We start from the raw sequence: 9,290 nt of genomic DNA, 5'->3' as shown, positions 1-9,290 counted from the left end.
TCGAGTACTTCGTCTCGTACTACGACTACTACCAGCCCGAGGCGTACGTCCCGCAGACGGACACCTACATCGAGAAGGACTCCTCGATCAACGAGGAGGTCGAGCGGCTGCGCCACTCCGCGACCAACTCGCTGCTCACCCGCCGGGACGTGGTGGTGGTCGCCTCCGTCTCCTGCATCTACGGCCTCGGCACCCCGCAGGAGTACGTCGACCGGATGGTGCGGCTCAAGGTCGGCGAGGAGATCGACCGCGACGTCCTGCTCCGCCGCTTCGTCGACATCCAGTACACCCGCAACGACCTCGCCTTCACCCGCGGCACCTTCCGGGTCCGCGGCGACACCATCGAGATCTTCCCGGTCTACGAGGAGCTGGCCGTCCGGATCGAGATGTTCGGCGACGAGATCGAGGCGCTGTACACCCTGCACCCGCTCACCGGCGAGATCATCAGCCAGGACGACTCCGTGCACGTCTTCCCGGCCTCCCACTACGTGGCCGGCCCGGAGCGCATGGAGCGCGCGGTCAACGACATCGAGCGGGAGCTGGAGCAGACGCTCGCCAGGATGGAGAAGCAGGGCAAGCTGCTGGAGGCCCAGCGGCTGCGGATGCGCACCACCTACGACATCGAGATGCTCCGCCAGATCGGCACCTGCTCCGGCGTGGAGAACTACTCGATGCACTTCGACGGCCGCGAGCCCGGCTCCCCGCCGAACACGCTGCTCGACTACTTCCCGGAGGACTTCCTCCTGGTCATCGACGAGTCGCACGTCACCGTCCCGCAGATCGGCGCGATGTACGAGGGCGACGCCTCGCGCAAGCGCACCCTGGTCGAGCACGGCTTCCGGCTGCCCTCCGCGATGGACAACCGCCCGCTCAAGTGGGAGGAGTTCCTGGAGCGGGTCGACCAGACCGTGTACCTCTCGGCCACTCCCGGCCCGTACGAGCTGTCGCGCGGCGACGGCCAGGTCGAGCAGATCATCCGCCCGACCGGCCTGATCGACCCCGAGGTGATCGTCAAGCCGACCGAGGGCCAGATCGACGACCTGGTGCACGAGGTCCGCAAGCGGGTCGAGCGGGACGAGCGCGTCCTGGTCACCACGCTCACCAAGAAGATGGCCGAGGACCTCACCGACTACATGCTCGGCCTGGACATCCGGGTCCGGTACCTGCACAGCGACGTCGACACGCTGCGCCGGGTCGAGCTGCTGCGCGAGCTGCGGGCCGGCAGGTACGACGTGCTGGTCGGCATCAACCTGCTCCGCGAGGGCCTCGACCTGCCCGAGGTCTCCCTGGTGGCGATCCTGGACGCGGACAAGGAGGGCTTCCTGCGCTCCGGCACCTCGCTGATCCAGACCATCGGCCGCGCCGCCCGCAACGTCTCCGGCGAGGTCCACATGTACGCGGACCGGATCACCCCCTCGATGGAGAGGGCGATCGAGGAGACCAACCGCCGCCGGGCCGTCCAGCAGGCCTACAACAAGAAGCACGGCATCGACCCGCAGCCGCTGCGCAAGAAGATCGGCGACATCCTGGACACCCTCGCCCGCGAGGACGTGGACACCGACGAGCTGCTCTCCACCGGGTACCGGGCTGCGGCCGCCAAGGGCAAGGCCCCGGTGCCGGCGCTCGGCGCGGACCGCAAGCCGGCCAAGTCCATGCCGGCCGCCGAGCTCGCCGACCTGATCCAGTCGATGACGGACCGGATGCACGCGGCCGCGACGGACCTCCAGTTCGAGGTCGCGGCCCGGCTGCGCGACGAGGTCAAGGAGCTGAAGAAGGAGCTGCGGCAGATGCGCGAGGCCGGCATCGCCTGACGCCTCCCGGCGCACCGCCGCGGGGCTTGGCCGGTTCTGACACCGGTCAAGCCCCGCGGTGTCTCAGCCTTGCCACAAACGGGTAGACGCTGACCGGTGCGCCCGACCGCAGGCCATAGGCTTGTCTGCGGTGCCGTCCGGGGACGAGGACGGTCGCACCAGGGGGCCTCAGCCGGGGGACGGCAACGGGGTGTTCCACCGTGGAGCCGGCGCGGAGACCGACCGCGCGGCTGGGCAGAGAGGACAACGCCGTGTCGGTGAACCTTGCCAAGGGGCAGCAGGTCAGCCTGCAGAAGGGTTCGGGCGAATCACTGACCATCGTCCGGATGGGGCTGGGGTGGAAGGCGGCGCCCAAGCGGGGCCTCTTCGGCAGCCGCACCCGGCAGATCGACCTGGACGCCTCGGCGCTGCTGTACGCCGAGCAGACCCCGTCCGACGTGGTCTTCTTCCAGCACCTGGAGAGCAACGACGGGTCCGTCCGGCACACCGGCGACAACCTGGTCGGCGGCACCGGTGCGGGCGGGGACGACGAGTCGATCCTGGTCGACCTGGTGCACGTGCCGGCGCACATCACCCAGGTGGTGTTCACGGTCAGCTCCTACACCGGGCAGACCTTCGCCGAGGTGCAGAACGCGTACTGCCGACTGGTGGACGAGTCCACCGGTCTGGAGCTGGCCCGGTACGAGCTGGCCGGCGGCGGCCCGCACACCGGGCAGATCATGGCCAAGGTGTTCCGCGAGCCGTCCGGCGGCTGGGGCATGCAGGCGATCGGCGCGCCCGCCCGGGGCCGGACCTTCCAGGACCTGCTGCCGGCCATCGAGCCGTTCCTCTAGGCACCGGGCGAAGCACCCGGGGAGGCCTGCGCGAGGCACCCGCGGAGGCACCTCGCGCAGGCACACCGGGCGCCCCGGGGCGGGGGAGTGCAGGGTGGTTCTTTACCTTCTTTACCTTCCTTTGGACTTCCTGTTACTCTCGAAGGCAGCGGAGGGGAGTATTCCCCCGCAGTCGTCCCGTCATCACGGGCGCCCTCGCGAGCGGCGTCCCGGGGCACTGGTCCGCGGGCGCGCCAGAGCGGGTCCGACGGGCGGAAGAGACCTCCGGCAAGTGACGATGACTGTCTCGCCTACCTGCCGGAGGAGCAGTAGTGGACGTTTCCATAAGCATGTGGGTCGGCACGATCGGTGTGTTGCTGGCGCTGATCGTGGCCGACTTCCTCATCGGCGGGCGCAAGCCGCACGAGGTGTCGATCAAGGAAGCCGGGATCTGGACCGCGGTCTGGGTCGCCCTGGCCGTGGTCTTCGGCGGTTTCCTCTGGTGGCACTCCGGCGGACAGCCGGCCGGTGAGTTCTTCGCCGGTTACATCACCGAGAAGTCGCTCAGTGTCGACAACCTGTTCGTGTTCATTCTGATCATGGGCAAGTTCGCGGTGCCGAAGATCTACCAGCAGCGCGTGCTGATGTTCGGCGTGATCATCGCGCTGGTGCTGCGGGCGGTCTTCATCGCGGGCGGCGCGGCGCTGGTGGCGCAGTTCTCCTGGGTGTTCTTCATCTTCGGCGCCTTCCTGATCTGGACGGCGTGGAAGCTGATCAAGGAGGCCCGGGCTGACGAGGAGGACGAGGAGTTCGAGGAGAACCGTCTGCTCAAGTCCATCGAGCAGCGCTTCCCGTCGACGGACAGGTACCACGGCACCAAGCTGTTCATCCGGGAGAACGGCCGCCGGCTGATGACCCCGATGCTGATCGTCATGCTGGCGATCGGCACCACGGACGTCCTCTTCGCGCTGGACTCCATCCCGGCGATCTTCGGCCTCACCCAGGACCCGTACATCGTCTTCACCGCCAACGCCTTCGCCCTGATGGGTCTGCGCCAGCTGTACTTCCTGATCGGCGGCCTGCTGAAGAAGCTGGTCCACCTCTCGTACGGCCTGTCGGTGATCCTCGGCTTCATCGGCGTGAAGCTGGTCCTGCACGCTGCCCACGAGGCCGGTGCGAACGTGCCGGAGATCGGCATCCCGCTCTCCCTGGGCGTCATCGTCGTCGTCCTGGCCGTCACCACGGTGACCAGCCTGATGGCCTCGAAGAAGCAGGAGCGGGAAGCGGCGGAGCCGGAGAAGATCGACGCCTGACCCCCCTCGTGAACGGCGGGCCCGCGACCTGGCAGAGGTCGCGGGCCCGCCGTCGTTCCCGGTGGCCGGGGCGGTCACCAGCCGCGCTCGCGCCACTCCTGGAGGTGCGGGCGCTCGGCGCCGAGGGTGGTGTCGTTGCCGTGGCCGGGGTAGACCCAGGCCTCGTCGGGCAGGGCGTCGAAGATCTTCTCGTTGACGTCCCGGTAGAGGCTCTCGAAGGCCGCCGCGTCGCCCCACGTGTTGCCCACGCCGCCCGGGAAGAGGCAGTCGCCGGTGAAGACGTGCGGGTGGCCCTGCGGGTCGTCGTAGACCAGCACGATCGCGCCGGGGGTGTGGCCGACCAGGTGCCGGGCGGTCAGCTCCACCTGGCCGACCCGGAGGGTGTCGCCGTCCGCGAGCCGCAGCTCGGTGGGGACGTCGATGCCCTCGGCGTCGTGCTCGCCGGCGGCCGTGCGGGCGCCGGTGGTGGCGACCACCTCGGCGAGCGCCCCCCAGTGGTCGTGGTGGCGGTGCGTGGTCACCACGGTGGCCAGCTCGTCGCCGACGGTCTCCAGCAGCACCGGCGCGTCGGCGGCGGCGTCGATCAGCAGCTGCTCGTCGGTGGCCCGGCAGCGCAGCAGGTAGGCGTTGTTGTCGTACGGCCCGACCGCCACCTTGGTGATGATCAGATGGGCCAGCTCGCGCACGTCCGGCGGTCCGCCGACCTTGACCGCTCCGTGGTACGTCATCCGTCCGCTCCTCGTCAGGTCGCTACAGGGGTCAGGAACATCCTCGCGCCGTCAGCCCAGCGGGGGAAGCGGGGGCAGCGCGGCGCGGCCGTCGGCGAGCTGGACACCGCCCCGGTGGACCTGGAGCCCGTCGCCGTCCGAGCGGCCGGAGAGCCAGGCGAGCAGCGCGCGGACCGGGCCCTCGACGACCAGTCCCGGCCCGCCCGAGCCGATCGCGCCGCGGTCCTCGGTGTCGTCGGCGATCAGCTCGACGGCCGGCAGGGCGGCGTCGGCCAGCCCGGCGGCGATCCTGCGGAACTCGGCCACCGCGAAGGCCTCCGGCCAGTGCGCGGGGGTGTAGCCGGCGTCCAGGTCGACGTGGTGGTACTCGACCTCGGCGAGGCGCTTCCACGGGATGTCGCAGGCCGGGAAGACGTAGCCGCTGCGGTGCCGGACGTCGGCGGTCCACGCCTCGCCGGGCAGCAGCGCGGCGGCCTCGGCGAAGCGCTGGCCGCTCGCCTCCAGGTCGGCGAGCTGGACGTCCACCGGGCGGGGCGCGCCGTCCTCGATCTCCTGGTCGCGGGCCTCGTTGCTCGCGTACTGCGGGATGTCGGTGCCGGTGCGGGCGCCGTTCAGCAGGTTGACCAGGGAGTCGGCGTTGCGGGCGAGGTGGGCCAGGACGTGGCCCTTGGTCCAGTCGGGGAGCGCGGACGGCTCGGCGACGGCCTCGGGCTTCAGCTCGGAGACGGTGTGCAGCAGGTGCCGGGTGCTCTCCCCGACCAGGCCGAGCCGGTCGGCTGCGAGGGCGGCGGCGGTCTGCGGGTCGGTCATCGGGTGGGCCTTCTCTCGGGAGGCGGCGCGTTGCCCCGGCGGGGCTCCGCTCGTTGACCAGCTGACGCTACCTCCGAACCCGGGCCCTGAGCAGGGCCTTTTCGGACCGGGTATGGACGGCCCCGAGGCCGCCGTCACTCGTTCGGGTGGACCTGGCTGGACAAGCTCGATAATCGAACGCGTGAGCTAGTAGGCTGGCTGCCGCATCCTGGAAGAAGAACACCTCACTTTCACCAGCCATCTCGCCCCGGAGAAAGGCGCCAGAAGCAGTGGCCGACCGGCTCATCGTCCGTGGTGCTCGCGAGCACAACCTCAAGAACGTCTCGCTCGACCTGCCCCGCGACTCCCTCATCGTCTTCACGGGCCTCTCCGGGTCCGGAAAGTCCTCGCTGGCCTTCGACACGATCTTCGCCGAGGGGCAGCGCCGGTACGTCGAGTCGCTGTCCTCCTACGCCCGCCAGTTCCTGGGGCAGATGGACAAGCCCGACGTCGACTTCATCGAGGGCCTCTCCCCGGCCGTCTCGATCGACCAGAAGTCCACCAACCGCAACCCGCGCTCGACCGTCGGCACCATCACCGAGGTCTACGACTACCTGCGCCTGCTGTTCGCCCGGATCGGCAAGCCGCACTGCCCGCACTGCAGCCGCCCGATCGCCAAGCAGTCCCCGCAGGCCGTCGTGGACAAGGTGCTGGAGCTCACCGAGGGCACCCGGTTCCAGGTGCTCAGCCCCGTGGTGCGCGAGCGCAAGGGCGAGTTCGTCGACCTCTTCGCCGACCTCCAGTCCAAGGGCTACGCCCGCGCCCGGGTGGACGGCGAGACGGTCCAGCTCGCCGAGCCGCCCAAGCTCAAGAAGCAGGAGAAGCACACCGTCGAGGTGGTCATCGACCGCCTCACCGTCAAGGAGAGCGCCAAGCGCCGCCTGACCGACTCGGTGGAGACGGCCCTGCGGCTCAGCGGCGGCATGGTGGTGCTCGACTTCGTCGACCTCCCGGAGGACGACCCGGAGCGCGAGCGGATGTACTCCGAGCACCTCTACTGCCCGTACGACGACGTGTCGTTCGAGGAGCTGGAGCCGCGCTCGTTCTCCTTCAACTCGCCGTTCGGCGCCTGCCCGGACTGCTCGGGCCTGGGCAACCGGATGGAGGTGGACCCGGAGCTGGTCGTCCCCGACGACGAGAAGTCGCTGGACGAGGGCGCCATCCACCCGTGGTCGGGCGGCCACACCAAGGAGTACTTCCAGCGGCTGATCGACGCCCTCGCCGGCGAGCTGGGCTTCCGCACCGACATCCCCTGGGCCGGGCTGCCGGCCCGCGCCAAGAAGGCGCTGCTGTACGGGCACAAGCACCAGGTCGAGGTCCGCTACCGCAACCGCTACGGGCGGGACCGCTCGTACACCACGGGCTTCGAGGGCGCCGTCCCGTTCATCCAGCGCCGGCACACCGAGGCGGAGAGCGACTCCAGCCGGGAGCGCTTCGAGGGCTACATGCGCGAGGTGCCCTGCCCGACGTGCGAGGGCACCCGGCTCAAGCCGGTCGTGCTCGCCGTCACCGTCGAGGGCCGGTCGATCGCGGACGTCTCGGCGATGTCGATCAGCGACTGCTCGGACTTCCTCGGCGCGATGAAGCTCAACGCGCGGGACAAGCAGATCGCCGAGCGCGTCCTCAAGGAGGTCAACGAGCGGCTGCGCTTCCTGGTCGACGTCGGCCTGGACTACCTCTCGCTCAACCGCGCGGCCGGCACCCTCTCCGGCGGCGAGGCCCAGCGGATCCGGCTCGCCACCCAGATCGGCTCCGGCCTGGTCGGCGTGCTCTACGTGCTGGACGAGCCCTCCATCGGCCTGCACCAGCGCGACAACCACCGCCTGATCGAGACGCTCGTCCGGCTGCGGGACATCGGCAACACCCTGATCGTCGTCGAGCACGACGAGGACACCATCAAGATGGCCGACTGGGTGGTCGACATCGGCCCCGGCGCCGGCGAGCACGGCGGCAAGGTCGTGCACTCCGGCTCGCTGAAGCAGCTGCTCGGCAACAAGGAGTCGCTGACCGGCCAGTACCTCTCCGGCAAGAGGTCCATCCCGATCCCGGCCGCCCGCCGCGACCGGGACAGGAAGCGCCAGCTGACCGTCCACGGCGCCCGCGAGCACAACCTCAAGGACGTCACGGTCGGCTTCCCGCTCGGGACGTTCACCGCGATCACCGGCGTCTCCGGCTCCGGCAAGTCGACGCTGGTCAACGACATCCTCTACACCCACCTCGCCCGGGAGCTGAACGGCGCCCGCAGCGTGCCCGGCCGGCACACCCGGATCACCGGCACCGACCTGGTGGACAAGGTGGTGCACGTCGACCAGTCGCCGATCGGCCGCACCCCGCGCTCCAACCCGGCCACCTACACCGGCGTGTTCGACCACGTCCGGCGGCTCTTCGCGGAGACGCAGGAGGCCAAGGTGCGCGGCTACCTGCCGGGCCGCTTCTCGTTCAACGTCAAGGGCGGCCGCTGCGAGAACTGCTCCGGTGACGGCACCATCAAGATCGAGATGAACTTCCTGCCCGACGTCTACGTGCCGTGCGAGGTCTGCCACGGCGCCCGGTACAACCGGGAGACGCTGGAGGTCCACTACAAGGGCAAGTCCATCGCCGAGGTGCTGGACATGCCGATCGAGGAGGCCCTGCACTTCTTCGAGGCCGTCCCCGCGATCGCCCGCCACCTGAAGACGCTCAACGACGTCGGCCTCGGCTACGTCCGGCTCGGCCAGTCCGCGCCGACGCTCTCCGGCGGCGAGGCGCAGCGCGTCAAGCTCGCCTCCGAGCTGCAGAAGCGCTCCACCGGCCGGACGGTCTACGTCCTGGACGAGCCCACCACCGGCCTGCACTTCGAGGACATCAGCAAGCTGATCAAGGTGCTCTCCGGTCTGGTGGAGAAGGGCAACACGGTGATCGTCATCGAGCACAACCTCGATGTGATCAAGACCGCCGACTGGATCGTCGACATGGGCCCCGAGGGTGGTTCCGGTGGCGGCACGGTGGTCGCCGAGGGCACCCCGGAGCAGATCGCCGCCGTCCCGGAGAGCCACACCGGCAAGTTCCTGCGGGACATCCTCCCGGGCGAGTTCGCCGACGCCCCGGTGGCGGTCAAGGTCCCGCGCAAGCGGGCCGCCGCGAAGAAGTAGCCCCGCCGGCCGTACCGTGCGGCACCCCTTACCGGCCGCCCCCACCCGTGGGGGCGGCCGGTAAGGGCCGCATAGAATTCCCGGCGACCCCCAGCAGCCGAGCCCGCCGCCAGACCAGGAGCGCACCCATGTCCGAGGCACCCGAGAGCCCGCAGGCCGAGAGCCCCGCCACCTCCCGCCGCACCCTGCTCTGCGGGGCCGCGGCCGTGCTCGCCGCCGGCGGCGGCACGCTGGCGGTCTCCGGCTGCTCCTCGTCCTCCTCCGGCTCCTCCGGCACCCCGGCGGCGAAGACCCCGGTGGACGTCGGCCCGGCCTCCGCGGTGCCGGTCGGCGGTGGCACCGTCTACCGCGACAAGAAGATCGTGGTGACCCAGCCGGCCGAGGGCCAGTACAAGGCCTTCAGCGCCAAGTGCACCCACGCCGGCTGCATCGTCGACCAGGTCAAGAACCAGAAGATCCAATGCCCCTGCCACGGCAGCATGTTCGGCATCACCGACGGCGCCGTGCTGGACGGCCCCGCCCCCACCCCGCTGCCCGAGTACACGGTGGCGGTCGAGGGCGGGAACCTCAAGGTGACCCCGAGCTGAAGCAGTTGACCTCCGCCCAGTTGATCTCCCCTCCGTACACCCGGCCCGACTCGGTACGG

General features: G+C 70.1%; 7 protein-coding genes. 5 read left to right on the top strand and 2 right to left on the bottom strand.

Annotation, left to right across the window (positions count from 1 at the left end):
* The 3 genes from uvrB to C2142_RS11495 all read left to right on the top strand — a co-directional run.
* Nucleotides 1-1,811, top strand: a 1,811-nt coding sequence (gene uvrB, locus C2142_RS11505; protein ID WP_241002519.1) for an excinuclease ABC subunit UvrB, incomplete at its 5' end; no start/stop codon positions are given.
* Nucleotides 1,812-2,062: 251 nt separating this feature from the next.
* Nucleotides 2,063-2,644, top strand: a complete 582-nt coding sequence (locus C2142_RS11500; RefSeq protein ID WP_148642552.1) for a TerD family protein — start codon at nt 2,063-2,065, stop codon at nt 2,642-2,644.
* 311 nt (nt 2,645-2,955) lie between these two features.
* Nucleotides 2,956-3,936: a TerC family protein gene (locus C2142_RS11495; RefSeq protein ID WP_148642551.1), complete on the top strand. Its 981-nt coding sequence runs from the start codon at nt 2,956-2,958 to the stop codon at nt 3,934-3,936.
* Between the two features lie 74 nt (nt 3,937-4,010).
* Here C2142_RS11495 and C2142_RS11490 read toward each other — a convergent pair whose 3' ends face one another.
* Both C2142_RS11490 and C2142_RS11485 read right to left on the bottom strand, forming a co-directional pair.
* The gene (locus C2142_RS11490; protein WP_148642550.1) at nt 4,011-4,664 is read right to left on the bottom strand and encodes an MBL fold metallo-hydrolase; all 654 of its coding nucleotides are present in this window, start codon (nt 4,662-4,664) and stop codon (nt 4,011-4,013) included.
* Nucleotides 4,665-4,715: 51 nt separating this feature from the next.
* Entirely contained in the window at nt 4,716-5,474 is a 759-nt protein-coding gene (locus tag C2142_RS11485) for a maleylpyruvate isomerase family mycothiol-dependent enzyme (protein WP_148642549.1), read from the bottom strand.
* A gap of 269 nt (nt 5,475-5,743) precedes the next feature.
* Here C2142_RS11485 and uvrA point away from each other — a divergent pair, with 269 nt between their 5' ends.
* Complete coding sequence (uvrA, locus tag C2142_RS11480; RefSeq protein WP_241002518.1) at nt 5,744-8,644, top strand: excinuclease ABC subunit UvrA; 2,901 nt, start codon at nt 5,744-5,746, stop codon at nt 8,642-8,644.
* 128 nt (nt 8,645-8,772) lie between these two features.
* Entirely contained in the window at nt 8,773-9,231 is a 459-nt protein-coding gene (locus C2142_RS11475) for a Rieske (2Fe-2S) protein (protein ID WP_148642548.1), read from the top strand.
* Nucleotides 9,232-9,290 lie beyond the last annotated feature (59 nt).

The sequence above is a fragment of the Streptomyces sp. CB01881 genome, assembly GCF_002953255.1.
Taxonomy (GTDB): Bacteria; Actinomycetota; Actinomycetes; order Streptomycetales; family Streptomycetaceae; genus Kitasatospora.
Note: the sequence above shows the minus strand (reverse complement) of the source record. Positions and strands in the feature narration are given on the sequence as shown.

Excerpts from the sequence above, each read along its gene's own strand:
- C2142_RS11490 (WP_148642550.1), bottom strand. The coding sequence starts at position 4,664 with ATGACGTACCACGGAGCGGTCAAGGTCGGCGGACCGCCGGACGTGCGC.
- C2142_RS11485 (WP_148642549.1), bottom strand. The coding sequence starts at position 5,474 with ATGACCGACCCGCAGACCGCCGCCGCCCTCGCAGCCGACCGGCTCGGC.
- C2142_RS11475 (WP_148642548.1), top strand. The coding sequence starts at position 8,773 with ATGTCCGAGGCACCCGAGAGCCCGCAGGCCGAGAGCCCCGCCACCTCC.